The organism is Roseibium sp. (genome assembly GCF_050301095.1).
GTDB lineage: Bacteria > Pseudomonadota > Alphaproteobacteria > Rhizobiales > Stappiaceae > Roseibium.
This window is the reverse complement of record NZ_JBNKYW010000134.1, coordinates 15,870-29,926: the sequence shown is the minus strand read 5'-3', so window position 1 is coordinate 29,926 and position 14,057 is coordinate 15,870. Positions and strand designations below refer to the sequence as shown.

At 59.3% G+C, this 14,057-nt stretch carries 19 protein-coding genes; 15 read left to right on the top strand and 4 right to left on the bottom strand.

Annotation, left to right across the window (positions count from 1 at the left end; all coding sequences use genetic code 11):
* Positions 1 to 193: 193 nt before the first annotated feature.
* Together ACQY7U_RS12620 and mgtE are read left to right on the top strand one after the other, a co-directional pair.
* Positions 194 to 520 (top strand): YARHG domain-containing protein, encoded by a 327-nt coding sequence (locus tag ACQY7U_RS12620; RefSeq protein WP_428644940.1) that lies wholly within the window; start codon positions 194 to 196, stop codon positions 518 to 520.
* Positions 521 to 704: 184 nt separating this feature from the next.
* Positions 705 to 2,120: a magnesium transporter gene (gene mgtE, locus ACQY7U_RS12615; protein ID WP_428644939.1), complete on the top strand. Its 1,416-nt coding sequence runs from the start codon at positions 705 to 707 to the stop codon at positions 2,118 to 2,120.
* Positions 2,121 to 2,180: 60 nt separating this feature from the next.
* Here mgtE and ACQY7U_RS12610 read toward each other — a convergent pair whose 3' ends face one another.
* Positions 2,181 to 2,621, bottom strand: a complete 441-nt coding sequence (locus ACQY7U_RS12610; RefSeq protein ID WP_428644937.1) for a DUF1330 domain-containing protein — start codon at positions 2,619 to 2,621, stop codon at positions 2,181 to 2,183.
* Between the two features lie 49 nt (positions 2,622 to 2,670).
* Between ACQY7U_RS12610 and ACQY7U_RS12605 the strand changes: the two genes are divergently transcribed.
* A complete protein-coding gene (locus ACQY7U_RS12605) occupies positions 2,671 to 3,276 on the top strand; it encodes a TetR/AcrR family transcriptional regulator (protein WP_428644936.1) in 606 nt (201 codons plus the stop codon).
* Positions 3,277 to 3,315: 39 nt separating this feature from the next.
* Here ACQY7U_RS12605 and ACQY7U_RS12600 read toward each other — a convergent pair whose 3' ends face one another.
* A complete protein-coding gene (locus tag ACQY7U_RS12600) occupies positions 3,316 to 4,044 on the bottom strand; it encodes a MarR family winged helix-turn-helix transcriptional regulator (protein ID WP_428644934.1) in 729 nt (242 codons plus the stop codon).
* Between the two features lie 149 nt (positions 4,045 to 4,193).
* On the opposite strand from ACQY7U_RS12600, the gene ACQY7U_RS12595 reads away from it, so the two are divergent.
* The 8 genes from ACQY7U_RS12595 (at position 4,194) to ACQY7U_RS12560 (ending at position 8,914) form a co-directional block, all read left to right on the top strand.
* Complete coding sequence (locus tag ACQY7U_RS12595) at positions 4,194 to 4,619, top strand: organic hydroperoxide resistance protein (RefSeq protein WP_428644933.1); 426 nt, start codon at positions 4,194 to 4,196, stop codon at positions 4,617 to 4,619.
* Between the two features lie 88 nt (positions 4,620 to 4,707).
* Complete coding sequence (locus tag ACQY7U_RS12590) at positions 4,708 to 5,016, top strand: YciI family protein (RefSeq protein WP_428644931.1); 309 nt, start codon at positions 4,708 to 4,710, stop codon at positions 5,014 to 5,016.
* Positions 5,017 to 5,130: 114 nt separating this feature from the next.
* On the top strand, positions 5,131 to 5,556 hold the full coding sequence (locus ACQY7U_RS12585; RefSeq protein WP_428644929.1) for a VOC family protein: 426 nt from the start codon (positions 5,131 to 5,133) through the stop codon (positions 5,554 to 5,556).
* Between the two features lie 58 nt (positions 5,557 to 5,614).
* On the top strand, positions 5,615 to 6,325 hold the full coding sequence (locus tag ACQY7U_RS12580; protein WP_428644927.1) for a glycoside hydrolase family 25 protein: 711 nt from the start codon (positions 5,615 to 5,617) through the stop codon (positions 6,323 to 6,325).
* 90 nt (positions 6,326 to 6,415) lie between these two features.
* Positions 6,416 to 6,817: a MerR family transcriptional regulator gene (locus ACQY7U_RS12575; protein WP_428644926.1), complete on the top strand. Its 402-nt coding sequence runs from the start codon at positions 6,416 to 6,418 to the stop codon at positions 6,815 to 6,817.
* Positions 6,817 to 7,260, top strand: coding sequence for a PaaI family thioesterase (locus ACQY7U_RS12570; protein WP_428644924.1), 444 nt, complete (start codon positions 6,817 to 6,819; stop codon positions 7,258 to 7,260). The genes ACQY7U_RS12575 and ACQY7U_RS12570 overlap by 1 nt, the downstream gene beginning before the upstream one ends.
* A 7-nt stretch (positions 7,261 to 7,267) precedes the next feature.
* The gene (locus ACQY7U_RS12565) at positions 7,268 to 7,714 is read left to right on the top strand and encodes an N-acetyltransferase family protein (protein ID WP_428644923.1); all 447 of its coding nucleotides are present in this window, start codon (positions 7,268 to 7,270) and stop codon (positions 7,712 to 7,714) included.
* 27 nt (positions 7,715 to 7,741) lie between these two features.
* On the top strand, positions 7,742 to 8,914 hold the full coding sequence (locus tag ACQY7U_RS12560) for an isovaleryl-CoA dehydrogenase (protein WP_428644921.1): 1,173 nt from the start codon (positions 7,742 to 7,744) through the stop codon (positions 8,912 to 8,914).
* A gap of 144 nt (positions 8,915 to 9,058) precedes the next feature.
* Here ACQY7U_RS12560 and ACQY7U_RS12555 read toward each other — a convergent pair whose 3' ends face one another.
* On the bottom strand, positions 9,059 to 9,997 hold the full coding sequence (locus ACQY7U_RS12555; RefSeq protein ID WP_428644919.1) for a hypothetical protein: 939 nt from the start codon (positions 9,995 to 9,997) through the stop codon (positions 9,059 to 9,061).
* 420 nt (positions 9,998 to 10,417) lie between these two features.
* Here ACQY7U_RS12555 and ACQY7U_RS12550 point away from each other — a divergent pair, with 420 nt between their 5' ends.
* The 3 genes from ACQY7U_RS12550 to ACQY7U_RS12540 all read left to right on the top strand — a co-directional run bounded on the left by ACQY7U_RS12550 (position 10,418) and on the right by ACQY7U_RS12540 (position 12,522).
* Complete coding sequence (locus ACQY7U_RS12550) at positions 10,418 to 11,386, top strand: VOC family protein (RefSeq protein ID WP_428644917.1); 969 nt, start codon at positions 10,418 to 10,420, stop codon at positions 11,384 to 11,386.
* A 123-nt stretch (positions 11,387 to 11,509) separates the two neighbouring features.
* On the top strand, positions 11,510 to 12,097 hold the full coding sequence (locus ACQY7U_RS12545) for a GNAT family N-acetyltransferase (RefSeq protein ID WP_428644915.1): 588 nt from the start codon (positions 11,510 to 11,512) through the stop codon (positions 12,095 to 12,097).
* A gap of 20 nt (positions 12,098 to 12,117) precedes the next feature.
* A complete protein-coding gene (locus tag ACQY7U_RS12540; RefSeq protein WP_428644914.1) occupies positions 12,118 to 12,522 on the top strand; it encodes an ACT domain-containing protein in 405 nt (134 codons plus the stop codon).
* Positions 12,523 to 12,711: 189 nt separating this feature from the next.
* Here ACQY7U_RS12540 and ACQY7U_RS12535 read toward each other — a convergent pair whose 3' ends face one another.
* Positions 12,712 to 12,894 carry a hypothetical protein gene (locus ACQY7U_RS12535; protein WP_428644912.1) on the bottom strand — a complete coding sequence of 61 codons (183 nt, stop codon included), beginning with the start codon at positions 12,892 to 12,894 and terminating at the stop codon, positions 12,712 to 12,714.
* A gap of 250 nt (positions 12,895 to 13,144) precedes the next feature.
* On the opposite strand from ACQY7U_RS12535, the gene ACQY7U_RS12530 reads away from it, so the two are divergent.
* Positions 13,145 to 14,026, top strand: coding sequence for an adenylate/guanylate cyclase domain-containing protein (locus ACQY7U_RS12530; RefSeq protein WP_428644910.1), 882 nt, complete (start codon positions 13,145 to 13,147; stop codon positions 14,024 to 14,026).
* The last annotated feature ends 31 nt before the right edge of the window (positions 14,027 to 14,057 follow it).

Sequence of the window (14,057 nt, the reverse complement as noted above, 5' to 3'; positions counted from 1 at the left end):
CAAGTCCTTCAAAACGAAGCTGGGGGCTATGCCGGCCGGGGACTGGACCATGGACACGAGACCGGCGGAATGCGCCACCCAGTAGACGAAGGTACGGGTTCGCCCTGAAACTCGCGAAGGGCTTTTTTTTGCCATTCCAGTGCCCGGTTCGTGAATTCGAATACGGTGCAGGCAAGTTCCAACCGGTGATTTAATGAACAGTTCTTCATCAAGGCGCAACCCGGTCATTCTTGCGGGAGCGGGGGGCGCGATTCTTCTTGCCGCGTTGCCCACGGCGGCCCAGTCACTTTCCGCCAATCCGTCGACCTTCGGCGCGATGACGTGCCAGCAGCTCTGGTACACCGAACAGGAGGTCCTGGCAGAGGGCCGCGTCTGCCTTCGGAGCGAGCGGGCGAAGCGGGCTTTCCGGCGCGCGCCGCGATGTATTTCCCCGGACGAGGATATTCTGCCGAAGAAGGCACGTGATTATCTGGCCCGTTTGCGTATGGTGGGCCGGGACAAGAACTGCCGTGAATTCTAAATGTTCGGGTAGTGGCGGAGGCGCTACGGGTCGCCTGACTTCAATAAAAAAGAGGTCTGTAGCTAACTCTGTGGACCGGTTCTGTTTTTCCGGTGGCGCTTTGGCATGGCAAAGGCTAGTTCTTGACGAAGAAACACGGCGCACGGATGCCGGTGAGGATCAACGCTAGGATGGGGGGGCGCTGATGAGCGAAGCAGCTGAGCTTGATGTAACTGCCTCTCCCGAACCCCAGATCCCGGTGCGTGACGAGGACGAGCGCCTCAATCCGGACTTCATCGCGGCCGTTGAGACCGCCATTCAGGCGAACGACCAGTACGCGCTGCGCGAGCTCGCCGCGGACCTGCACGAAGCCGACACCGGTGATCTTCTCGAGACGCTGGCTTCCGAGGACCGTGCGGCATTCATCCGGCTTCTCGGCGACGATTTCGACTATACGGCGCTGACGGAAATCGACGAAGCGGTGCGTCTGCAGCTGCTTGAAGACCTGCCGACCGAAGCCATCGCCGAGGGCCTGGGAGATCTGGACTCGGACGATGCCGTCTACATCCTGGAAGATCTGGATGAAGACGATCAGGCCGCCATTCTCGAGGAATTGCCCTATGCGGACAGGGCGCAGCTGCAGAAGGCGCTGGATTATCCGGAAGAAAGCGCCGGGCGGCGCATGCAAAGCGAATTCATCGCGGTTGCGCCTTTCTGGACGGTCGGACAAACCATTGACTACATGCGTGAAGCCCGGGACCTGCCGGACAGTTTCTATGAAATCTATGTCGTGGACCCGACGTTCAAGCTGCTCGGTTCGGTGCATCTCGACAAGATCCTGCGCACCAAGCGGGACGAGAAGGTCACCTCCATCATGGAGGAGACGCGTCAGGCGGTGCTTGCGACCGAAGACCAGGAAGAAGTCGCCCGCCGGTTCGAGCGCTATAATCTGGTGTCCTCCGCCGTGGTGGACGAAAACGAGCGTCTTGTCGGGGTCCTGACTGTCGACGACATCGTCGACGTGATCCAGGAAGAGGCCGAAGAGGACCTGCGTGCGCTTGCCGGGGTCGGTGATGAAGAGATTTCCGACAGCGTGATGACGATCGCGCGCTCGCGTCTCGCCTGGCTGGTGGTCAATCTCGGCACGGCGATTCTCGCCTCCGTCGTCATTGCCTTCTTCGAGGACACGATCGAGGCCATGGTTGCGCTGGCCGTGCTGATGCCGATCGTTGCGTCCATGGGCGGCAATGCGGGAACACAGACCATGACAGTGGCCGTGCGCGGTATCGCGACCCAGGAGCTGAGTGCACGAAATCTCCTGCGCGTCCTCAACCGCGAGATCCTGGTGAGCGCGCTCAACGGTGTCGCGCTTGCCGCCCTGATCGGCTTGACCGCCTGGCTGTGGTTTGCCAACGCCGGCCTCGGCGTGGTGATCGCCGGGGCCATTATCATCAATATGCTGTTTGCAGGCTTTTCTGGTCTTCTGATCCCGATTGCGCTCGACCGGCTGAATGTCGATCCCGCAATTGCCTCCAGCGTCTTTGTGACGACAGTAACTGACGTGGTCGGATTCTTCGCCTTTCTCGGGATTGCGGCTTTCTGGTTCGGCCTGCCGTTCTGATTTTCAGGAAACTGCCGCCGACCGGTGCTGAGATGAAGCCGGCCTCGCCGGCTTCATTCTTCATTCACCGCAAATGATCACCTTCTGCCGTGCACATGCCGCTGTTCGATGCGGGAATGCTGCGCGGTAAGCCTCGTCCGAATAAAGGGCAATCAGAGCATCAAGACCGGGATAGCTGCCGATCGCAATCAGGTCCCAGTCCTCGTTTTCACCAAGGAATGTGCCCTGGAACGGGCCTACATGGAGAAACGAGCCGCCGGCGCGCTGCATAGCCGGCATGCTGACGGAGGCATATTCGGCAAACGCTTCCTGACCGCTCTTTTCAGACACGCCTTCCCGGTAAATCGCTTCTTCGCGGAACTTGAAGAAGTTGACGAGGGTGAGCGGTTTGTCGCGCGGGCGGTCCAGGATGCCTTTCCACTGGTCTTGCGTGGGGCTGCTGCCGTCTTGGCCCGGTCCGTACCAATCGATGAATTGTGCAAGATGATTGTTGACGTTCATATGAGGTCTCCATAACTTTACATGTGTCAAATCGCAGGTAACTTTACACATGTCAAGTCAGCGTCGCCTACAGCGTACCCGAAATGAAATTCTGGACTGTGCCTGGACCCTTGTTTCGGAGAGGGGGGCGGAAGTGTCACTTGCGGAGATCGGAAAGGCGGCCGGAATCAGCCGGCAGTCGGTCTATGACCACTTCGGTTCACGCGGTGGATTGATCCTTGCGCTCGTGCGGAGGACAGACGATCGGCTCGACATCAAGGCGCGCCTCCATCAGGCGTTCGACGAGGCCGATCCCTTCGAGCGACTTCAACGGGTCATTGATGTCTGGCTGGGGTTTGTTCAGGAAATATATCCAGTTGCGACCGATCTGATCCGGCTTCGCAGCACCGACGAAGCTGCGTCGATGGCCTGGGAAGACCGTATGTCGGAACTTCGTGGCTGGCTGCACGAGCTGACCTTGTCGCTTGATACAGACGGCGCTTTGCAGGAAGCATGGACTGCCAAAACGGCCTCGGAATACCTTTGGGCCAGCTTTAGCGTGCAGACATGGGGGCTGCTGACGGCAGACTGTGGCTGGAGCCCGGATTACGCTTCCGAGACGCTCAAGCGGACAATCTGCCAAGCGTTGTTGGTCCGGGACAGCTTTGGAAAATGATAGCCGGGTAGATTGCAACAGGCGGGCTGTGCGACAGCATCAGCTCTCCAGTCCCGCCTGCCTTAGATTGTCACGCAGCTTCATGACCTTCTCTTGCAGATCCATGACTTCCTCCAACTGAAGCCCGGTCGCTGAGAAGATGCAGCCGGCAAAATGTTCGGTCTTCTTCTGCAGGGCGCGGCCCTTGCGGGTGAGTTTCAGGATCACCTGGCGCTCGTCCTTGGCATTGCGCGTGCGCGTCAGCAGCTCCATGGCTTCAAGGCGCTTCAACAGCGGCGTCAGTGTGTTGGTGTCGAGCTGCAGTTTCGAGGTGATGGCGCCGACGGGAACGTTGTTCGTATCCCACAGGACTGTCATGGCCAGGAACTGCGGGTAGGTGAGGCCTATTTCCTTCAAGAGCGTCTTGTAGACGCCATGCATGGCATGGTTGGCCGAGTAAAGCGCAAAGCAAAGATATTTGTCGAGCGGTTGGCGCTCTTCGGCTGCGGGCAAGGGGGCAGCCTCGCTGGCCGTTGCTTCAGCAGTCACTTCAGCCGGGAGGTCCGGCAGCACCGGCGTGCCGTCAGCTTTGGAAACGGGCGCTTCGGCAACTGGACCCTCCGCCGTTACAGGCGGCTTTTCCCTGCCTTTGCCCTGTTTCTTCTTGCCGGCCTTGGAGGCGGTTGCCTCGGCTTTGGCCGGTTTGTCTTTTTTCGGTTTCTTGGTCTCTTCGGGCGCGGAAAATCCGATCGCGTCGAGAAGAGACATCTGATTGGTCGTCTCGCTCATGGGGTCGTTATAAATCGTGCGCGATATGGTCGCAACCTGTTGATCTTGCTCCGGTGTGGGTATATGTGGGTAATTTATATCGTGAACGATATAATCGTTAGGGATATAAAAATGGGTTGGATATTCAATCAGGTACTAAGGAAGTGTTGATGGCTGTTGATGTGAAATATGAGGCTCGGGCACGTGCGACCGGCGGCCGTGAAGGGGCTGCGGAAACCTTGAGCGGTTCCTTCAGGGTGAAACTGGCTACTCCCAAAGAACTCGGCGGCGCGGGCGGGGAAGGCAATAACCCAGAAGAACTGTTTGCTGCCGGCTATGCCGCCTGCTTCGTCGGCGCGATGAAGTTCGTGGGCGGTCAGGAGAAGATCAAGGTTCCGGCCGATGCGGCCATCACGTCGACCGTCGGCATCGGACCCCGGCCGGAAGGCGGCTTTGGCCTGGCGGTTGCGCTGGATATTTCCCTGCCCGGTCTCGACAGGGATGTCGCTGAAGACCTTGTCGCCAAGGCACATCAGGTGTGCCCCTATTCCAATGCGACCCGGAACAACATCGAAGTGAAGCTGACCGTGTTGTGATGTCTTGCAGGCCCTGCCATTGAATGAGCCGGAGCCGGTCTGCGAAGCCGGCTCCGATAACAGCACGCAACAAAGCGCACAGGTTCCAATGCCCCTTGTTTCCGCCAGTCAAAATCTCTTTGTGATCGATCTTCACTACGTCGCTCCGATGGATAAGGTCGATGCCTTGCTGAAAGACCATCGGGACTTTCTTGAAAAACATTATTCCGCCGGCCACTTTCTGGCCTCCGGCCCCAAGATACCGCGCACGGGAGGTGTCATTCTGGCGGTGGCGGAGACCCGGGGGGCCGTCGAAGCGATCGTCCGACAAGACCCCTTTCATGCCGCCGGTCTTGCGGAATACACGGTGACGGAATTCGAACCGCGCATGAGCGCTTCCGGCTTGAAGGATTCCTGACCCGTCGGAGCAAGGGGCTGGTCATGTGGCTGCCGGACGAGAGCGGCCCTTGTGCCGGTTGGGCCGCGAGTTAAGATTGCTGCCGGTGTGACCTACGCCGGGAGATCGCAGTTCATGACCAGGCCGAAAATCGACGGCATTCTCGAAACCGCCGTCTATGTGAACGACATGGAGGCCGCGCACGCCTTTTATGCAGGCGTGCTCGGACTGCCGCGCATGGTCGCGGGCGAGCGTCTTTATGCTTATGATGCCGGTCCCGCTCAAGTGCTGCTTGTGTTTCATCGCGGCCACACGGGAGAGGACGTCGTAACGGCCGGGGGAACGGTGCCCGGACACGACACCACCGGCCGCAGCCACTTCGCTTTCCGTATCTCTCAGGACGCGCTTCAGCCCTGGCGTGATTATCTGGCTGAACAGGATGTGATCATTACCAGCGAGGTGGTCTGGCCGGCGGGTGGCACCAGTCTTTATTTCAACGATCCGGACGGAAATGTGCTGGAACTGGCGGCGGCTCCCCTCTGGCCGAATTTTTTATCGTGAATCTTAACGGGTTTGGCCCAGTCTGGGCCGCCTGTCGGGGCATTTCGGGTAGGGTGGAATGAATTTCTTGCAAGCCGCGTTGCGGACGCTGTTCTATGTTGTGGTCGGTGCAGTGATTTCGATTGTCGGAGCGGCGTTCTTTTTCATGAACTGGGAACCGGACAGGGGCGAATATCCCACCCGCGGCATCGATGTCTCTCACCACCAGGGCGACATCGACTGGAATGCGGTTGCCGGCGACGACGTGGCCTTCGTCTACATGAAGGCAAGCGAGGGTGTGGATTTCAAGGACGGTGCCTTTGTCCGCAACTGGTCGGGCGCCGGTTCGGCCGGGCTGGCACGCGGGGCTTATCACTATTTCAGCCTGTGCCAGACCGGGCGCAAGCAGGCCGAGAATTTCCTGAGTGTGCTGCCCGAAGACACTTCCATGCTGGCGCCGATGCTCGATCTGGAATTCGACGGCAATTGCGCCCGGCGCCCGTCCGTGGAGGAGGTGCTTCGGGAAATCAGCGATTTCACCGCGCTCGTGGAGCAGGCGCGCGGCAAACAGGTTATCTTCTATTCTCCCGAAGCCTTCTATCTTGCCTATCTGAAAGGACAGGGGTTGAACCGCCCGCTCTGGGCCCGCTCGATCTGGCATTCGCCTTCCTATGCACAGGGCTGGGTCGGCTGGCAGTATCACGACCGGGGTACGGTGAAAGGAATTTCGGGAAACGTGGACCTGAATGTCCTGCATGGTGAAACGAGTCTGGATGCTCTAAAATCATGATTATCTAACTATCTGTAAAATATCTTAAAAACACGATGTATTGACTTTAACGTAAAAAGCAGGAATCGTGCCCGTCAAGAAGGAGCGGGCATGCAGCGCTATTACACGATTACCCAGCTTACGCAGGAATTCGACATCACCACGCGGACCTTGCGGTTTTACGAGGCGCAAGGGCTTGTGACGCCGAACCGGCGTGGCCGCCAGAGGCTCTACACGCCCGGCGACCGTACGCGCATCAAACTCATTCTGCGGGGCAAGCGGCTCGGATTTTCTCTGAACGAGATCCGGGAAATGATCGAAATGTATGGCACCGCTCCGGGGGAATCCGGGCAGTTGCGCCTGCTGCTGGACAGGATCGCCGCCCGCCGGGAGGAACTGCTTGAAAAGCAGCGGGACATCGAATTGACCCTTCTGGAACTTGACGAAGTCGAGGCTGGTGCGCACGCACGCATGGCGGAAATCGGGGTTTCTGCCGCAAGGGAGGACGTGTGATGGATCTGTCTCCGAGGGATCCCGACTGGCAAGGCCGGGTCCGGGCCAGCTTTTCCGCCCAGAAGTTCATGACACTTCTCGGGGCCGAACTGGTTCACCTGTCGCCGGGCGCCGTCGATCTTGAGCTGGCCATGCGTCCGGAGCTGACCCAGCAGCATGGTTTCTTTCATGCCGGGGCCACATCCTCGATCGCAGACAGTGCTGCCGGCTACGCAGCCCTGTCGCTCTTCGCGCCGGACTACGGTGTCCTGACCAGCGAATACAAGATCAACCTGCTCAATCCCGCCAGGCAGCCGGTGCTTCTGGCAAGAGGGCGCGTGGTGAAGCCGGGCCGGACGCTGACGATCGCCAAGGCCGATGTCTATGGCCTGGACGACGGCGAACAGGTGCATGTGGCGACCGGACTTTTCACCCTCATGAGTGTTTCCGGCGTAAGGGACTGATATCAGAATGAAAGAAATAACCGTCAGGGCGTTGCAGCGGTCCGACAGACCGGCGTGGGCCGGTCTGTGGCAAGCCTATCTTGCGTTCTACGAACAGGACTTGCCGCCAGAGGTAACGGAGACGCTGTTCGAGCGGCTGCTTTCTGAAGACGGCCACAGCGGGTTTGTCGCCGAGCAGGACGGTCTGCTTGTCGGTTTTGTTCATTACCTCTTTCATGACAGCACATGGTCGACGCCGTCGACCTGCTACCTGGAAGATCTATATGTCAGTGCGGATCTGCGCGGCGGCGGTGCCGGCCGAAAGCTGATCGAAGCCGTCTATGCGGCGGCCGACGCCAATCCGAAGGCGAGCGGCAAGGTCTACTGGCATACCCACGATCACAACGCTCGCGCCCGGCAGCTTTACGACCGGATCGGCGTCCTGAGTGACTTTGTACGTTATGACCGCCCCTGAACTTGAGGGCTCTCGGAGGAACAACCTATGATCCGCAATGACTTTCCGGGTTTCAATTTCGATCTCGGCGAAACCGCCGACATGCTGCGCGACACGGTGCGCTCGTACAGCCAGGACCGCATTGCGCCTCTGGCTGAAAAGATCGATCGCGAGGACTGGTTCCCGCGCGAGATCTGGCCGGAAATGGGTGAACTGGGTCTGCACGGCATCACGGTGGAAGAAGAATGGGGAGGCTCCGGCCTCGGCTATCTGGAACACTGCATCGCCATGGAGGAAGTCAGCCGGGCGTCCGCATCCATCGGGCTCAGCTATGGAGCGCATTCGAACCTGTGCGTCAACCAGCTGCGGCGCTGGGGCAATGACGGCCAGAAGAAGCGCTATCTGGAAAAGCTGGTGACGGGCGAGCATCTCGGGGCGCTGGCCATGTCCGAGCCGGGGGCCGGGTCCGATGTCGTCTCCATGAAGCTTCGGGCCGACAAGAAGGGCGACCGCTATGTCCTCAACGGCTCCAAGATGTGGATCACCAACGGCCCGTCCGCCGATACGATGATCATCTATGCCAAGACCGATGCGAATGCCGGGCCCAAGGGCATTACGGCTTTCCTGGTCGAGAAGGACTTCCCGGGCTTTTCCGTCGCCCAGAAGCTCGACAAGCTCGGCATGCGCGGTTCGGAGACCGGTGAACTGGTGTTCCAGGACTGCGAGGTTCCGGAGGAAAACGTGCTCGGTGAAGTCGGCAAGGGGGTCAACGTGCTGATGTCCGGCCTCGACTACGAGCGTGCCGTGCTGGCGGCGGGCGCCGTCGGCATCATGCAGGCGGCAATGGACGTGGTGATCCCTTATGTTCACGAGCGCGAGCAGTTCGGCCAGCCGATCGGCACCTTCCAGCTGGTCCAGGGCAAGGTCGCGGACATGTATGTTTCCATGAACGCCACCAAGTCCTACGTCTATGCGGTCGCCAAGGCGTGCGACCGGGGCGAAACCACGCGGGAAGACGCCGCCGGTGCTATCCTTTATGCTGCGGAAAACGCCACCAAGATCGCGCTTGATGCCATCCAGCTTCTCGGCGGCAATGGTTACATCAACGAGTATCCGACCGGCCGTCTTCTGCGCGACGCCAAGCTCTACGAGATCGGTGCCGGTACGTCCGAGATCCGCCGGATGCTGATCGGCCGGGAAATCTTCAACAAGACGGCCTGACCGGACCCGGCGAGAACAGTATGAAACTGCCGCCCCTGCCGCTGGTGCCTCAAGCGACACCTTCGGCAGGGACAGAGTTTCAGGTCCTCATGGAGGGTCAGACACGCAAGCTGATCCACCACAGTGGATCAGGTTTCAGTCCCTTCAGGAAGCACCCCGCCGACCGAATCCGCCTTTGGCTCCGCCGGAACGCGGGGCATTGGGCGCAGTGGGTCGGCGCGTTGTGCCGGAGGGATTTCCGGGCGCCGAATAGGCACTGCCTCCGTCTCTCGCCGGGGAGACGCGGATTTTTTCCGGAGCCGTGTTCGTCGGTAGAAAATTCCGGAGCAATCCGCACACGGCAAGATAAAGAAGCGCGAAGCGCCAGAGGAAAGACCAGCAATAGGAAAGTCTGCCGGGGACCCAGCGGGGAAGGTAGATCCTGTCGGGCGCACTCGGTAGGTAGATCAGCTTTGTCGCCTCCTTTTCGCGAAGCGATTTCACCAGATAAGGCGGTACTCGCATCGTCGCCTCCCTGTATTCTCCGTCAACACCCTTGAAGGCAAAGAGGGCGGCGTAGGCCTTTTGACCGTCCTTGCTGTTCTCCGCATCCTCCCAGACTTTCAAAGCGGACGCGTTGACCTCTTCGCCGAAGAAGACCGGGGGAATGGATTGTGGAGCCTTGATGAAACCGGAAATCAGCGAGGGCGCTGTCATAAACAGGAAAACGGCATAGACGGCCGTGGTTCCCCAGAACGCGGAGGCGCTCTCAGGCGGGCCGACTTCCTGCTCGGGCAGGCCGTTGACAAGCCTGCGAACCATCCGGCGGATGCCATATCCGAATAGAAGCAGGCCGGGAAACACCAGCCACATCCACAGCACCGGCGGCAGCAGGAAAAGAGCCGGATCGTCAAATGCCGCTTCGAATGCGCTTGCGAGTTCCAGCAGGAACTCCTGTTGCGTATCGATTTCGGGATGCATGAGGGCAAGGAGTTCATAGGACGCGCGGAAATTGGCAACCGCGTAGAGAATGATTACCAGCCCGCTGCAGGTAACCACCCCGTTCAAGAACTGACTGATCAAAAATCGGATAAGCCGCTCCAAGTCGACCTCCTGAAACAGAATTCAAAATACAAACAGGACCCCGGATTAATCGATAACTCTGAAGAGTGTGTAACTGCCTTGCACCTTTTTGGTGTGCTGCGTGTCAATCGGGCAGGGTAAGGCAGGGACAACAGGCGCCCGGGTTTTCGTCAGACCACTACTGCGCAACGTGGAGCCTTCGGCGTTTCAGTTCCATGCCGGCTGTGCCAGGCGGATCGGTTTTTTGCTTCTGGTCATCAGAGTCGGGGGCGTTACCCGAATTGACAGCATACCAACCGGTTGGTATGTTGTGGTTATCTTTTGCGGTATTGATTTTTGATGAGACCGGCAGACACCTGCGTCTGGTGGAAACCAGCAGGGTGTTGCCATCTTTGGTATGCGGGCAGGCGTCGCCGGTTTCGGTCATGAGGAGGGAAAACCATGAGTGATTTCGAAATTCGCAAGGACGGCCTGACCCTTGAAATCATGAGGACTATTGCCGCACCCCGCCAGGTCGTCTGGCGGTGCTGGACGGATCCGGAGCTTTTGAAGAAGTGGTTTTGCCCAAAACCCTGGTCCGTAGCTGAAGCGGACCTTGACCTTCGCCCCGGGGGGCGGATGAACACTGTCATGGCGGGGCCGAACGGCGAGCGTATTGAGAATGCCGGAGTTTTTCTGGAAATCGTGGACGGGGAGCGTCTGACGTTTACCGATGGCTATGAAGAGAATTTCGTTCCCAAGGCGATTTCCTTCATGACCGGATATGTCGAATTGTCCGACTCCGCTGATGGCTGCACGCGGTTGGTGTGGGGCGCACGGCACACTTCGGAAGTGACGCGCGATCAGCATTTGGAAATGGGCTTCGAGGAAGGGTGGAAAGCGGCCTCGGCCCAGCTTGGCGATCTGGCCGCGGCGATTGCAGCCGAAACTCCCGATGCCGGATTGCTACCTGACTTCAGCGCGAAGGTCCGGACTTGCCTGTTTTTCAGCGAGAAAGGCGAGGAAGCGGCTGTGTTTTACGTGTCGCTCCTGCCGGACAGCAAGTTGGAACGGATGGTTCGACCCGATCCGAACGGGCCGGTTCTGGTGGCCGAATTTACGCTTGCGGGTACGCCTTACATGATCCTGAACGGCAATCCTCAAGAGCAACCGAGCCATATGTCCTCCATTTCGGTCTTGACGGAAGATCAGGCGGAAACCGACCGGCTTTGGCAGGCACTGCTGGCGGATGGCGGTGAAGAACTCCAATGCGGATGGATCAGGGACCGCTTCGGTGTCTATTGGCAGATTGTCCCCGAGGCACTGCCGCGTCTGATGCATGGTGACGACCCGGAACGGGCGAGACGGGTTACGGCGGCTCTCATGCACATGAAGAAGATCGATATCGCGGGTCTCGAGGCAGCCGCGTAACACGCGTATTTCCGAAACAGAGCGTGGGGGGAGGCAAGTAGGGGTCGAATGGAGCAATTAGGATTGTAGGGGTTTCCATGAACCGCGTATCCTTTTTTCAAATCCCGACTGGAGGCCCGCTCCATGCCCGCTGCTGAGATTTCGATACAGACGCTGACACCTGAGCGTTGGTGCGATCTGGTGGACCTCTTCGGGCCGGAGCGGGGAGCTAACTCGGGCTGCTGGTGCATGTGGCCGTTTCTGCGGGGAAAGGACTGGAAAGCCCTGACCCGGGAGGAACGGCGCGACGCCTTCAGGAACAAGGCAATGAACGGTCCGGCTCCAGGGCTGCTTGCCTACCGGGGCGGGCAGGCGGTTGGCTGGGTCGCTCTGGGACCGCGAGAGAACTATGCCCGCTTTCAGCTCAGCAAGGTGACCCGACCGCTGGAAACCGACAGCCGCGAGTTGATCCGCTCCACTTTTGCGGTCACCTGCTTTTATGTTCGAAGCGGTCATAGAAAAGCAGGCCTTATGCCCTTGCTTTTGGCCGCTGCCGTCGATCATGCCGGGCAGCAGGGCGCCAAGGTTGTGGATGCCTGTCCGATCGACGCGGATAAACCCTCGCAATGGGGGGAGGGTTTTGTAGGCTTTACGCCGGTCTTCCGGCGCGGCGGATTTGAAGAAATCGCGCGCCGGAGCCCACGCCGGCCCCTGATGCGCCGGTATCTCTAGCCAAGATGATGAGAGGCGGAATGTCCGGCGAAACAGACCTGAAAACCCTGATCTCCCAGATGCGGCCGATGCTGGATCCCGAACCCTATGTCTTCTGCACCTTCGCCTCCAAAGGTTTGCAGGACCTGGCGGACTACCAGCCGATCGGGCTGTTCGCGGAAACGGAAGGGCTGACAGCCATCTTGCCGGTGGAGCGCGCGCGTGAACTCGGTCTGGCGGAAGCCGAGTGGTTCCGCCGGATCACCCTGACGGTTCATTCCTCGCTTGAAGCCGTGGGGCTGACTGCGGCGATTTCGACGGCACTGGCGGCAAAGGGTATCTCGGCAAATGTGGTCGCCGCCTATTTTCATGACCATGTCTTCGTGCCCGAAGAGCGGGCCGAGGACGCGTTGACGGCGTTGAGAGATCTTGCGAACGGCAAGTGACAGTCCACGAGCGCCTGGCGGTGAGGTGAGGCTCGCAGGGCGATAGGAACCATGTACCGCCGTTCCAGCCACCTGAAGACCCGGGGGATGCAGAAAACAATCATAAAGCGGAGCACGGCGGCCGTTATGAAGCCCTCGTAGGCCAGGTAATAACGCCGCGAAGCAGTTCCGTCGTTTCGGCGGATGTGTTCAAGGTGGAGGCGATCGGGTCAATGACGAGCGGGACATGAGGGAGGATGGTGCCATGGGGCAGGTCTTCACGACGCCGTGGCTGTAGCGCATTTCAAGTGCCCACAAGGCAACGTCCGACACGCCGGTCAGGAGAAGATAGATGACAAAGGCGGCCGCCATGAGAGTGAATAGCTCATCCATTGAGCGTCCGGCCGTGAAGGCGTTGTAGCCCAGATCCTGAAGGCCGAGACCGATCCCGGTGCCATTGTCCCCAACTGCACAAGTCAGTTGTAGGAGAAGCCGGGCAGAGCGTACCGCACGTCCCGGCAAGGGCGTCCGAACGCCCGCATCTGGTAGCAATAGCCTGGAAAACACTTGATTGCTCTTGTAATCATCGCAAGGGCTTCCCACTCCTAAGCTCATCTCGCACCGACCAACCAGGGGTTCGATCATGCAACGGGTGAAGCGCCGTCTCGCGGCAGTCATGTGCGCGGACGTGGCACACTATTCCAAGCTCATGGAGCGGGATGAAGACGGCACCCTGGACCGGTTGAAATCCTATCGCGAGGTCATGGCTTCCTTGACCGAGCGGCACAACGGCCGGATCGTCAACACCTGGGGCGATGCGGTTATCATCGAATTCTCTTCCGTGATCGAAGCGGTGCAATGCGCGGTCGACATCCAGAACGAATTGTCCGTGCGCAACGCGGCTGTCGATGACGCGAACCGGATGGACTTTCGCGTCGGGATCAATCTCGGCGACATCATGGTCGAGGGAGACGATATCTACGGGGATGGCGTCAATGTTGCAGCCCGACTACAGGAGCTTGCCCCCAAGGGCGGCATCATGCTGTCCCAGTCCGTTTACGATCAGGTAAAGACCAAGCTGGCATTGGGCTTCGATCCGCAGGGAGCGCGCCATGTCAAGAATGTCACCGATCCGGTCGAGACCTATCTGATCCGCCTCGGTGGCCGGAATGCGCCGCCGGAAACGGCCGATGGCGATGAACCCTTGCAAATGGAAGTACCAGTTCAGCTTTCTCCGGTCGACAAGCCGGAGTGGGGAAAGGATACGGAAAAGGTCGCCAATGGTTTCGAGCAGGCCAGGCGCTGGTTAAGGTCGCAGCCGAAGCGCATTCGCGGCAGCGTGGCGATGATCGGCTTTTTCCTGCTGCTCAACCTTCTGACAACTGGTTTCGGGAATTTGTGGTTTGTCTGGCCTTCCTTGCCGTTTTTATTCATCGTGGCCTGGCATCTCATCGTCGGCCGGCGGGAAAAGAAACTCGAAGGCCGGGTAATGCCCGAGGTCCTGAACAAGGACACATCCGACTGATTTTCCGCTTTTCCTGACAGCCTGACCGGCG